We start from the raw sequence: 443 nt of genomic DNA on the forward strand, positions 1-443 counted from the left end.
ATTGTTCCGGCGGTGATCCCGCTTCTGCTGATGATGATCCCGTCAATGCTAAGCGCCCTTAGCGTGGTGCGGGAAAAAGAGCTTGGGTCGATTATCAACCTTTACGTGACCCCCACCACGCGTAGTGAATTTTTGCTTGGTAAACAGTTGCCATACATCGCGCTGGGGATGCTGAACTTTTTCCTGCTCTGCGGCCTGTCGGTGTTTGTGTTTGGCGTACCGCATAAAGGCAGTTTCCTGACTCTCACCCTGGCGGCGCTGCTGTATATCATCATTGCCACCGGAATGGGGCTGCTGATCTCCACCTTTATGAAAAGCCAGATTGCCGCCATTTTCGGAACGGCGATTATCACGTTGATCCCGGCGACACAGTTTTCCGGGATGATCGATCCGGTAGCTTCGATGGAAGGGCCTGGACGTTGGATCGGCGAGGTTTACCCGAC

General features: G+C 54.0%; 1 protein-coding gene. It reads left to right on the plus strand.

Annotated elements, in window-relative coordinates; translation table 11 throughout:
* On the plus strand, window positions 1-443 hold a 443-nt coding region (locus K0039_RS25460), incomplete at both ends, for an ABC transporter permease (protein ID WP_228106912.1).

It is taken from the genome of Terrisporobacter mayombei (assembly GCF_020748465.1).
Lineage (GTDB): Bacteria > Bacillota > Clostridia > Peptostreptococcales > Peptostreptococcaceae > Terrisporobacter > Terrisporobacter mayombei.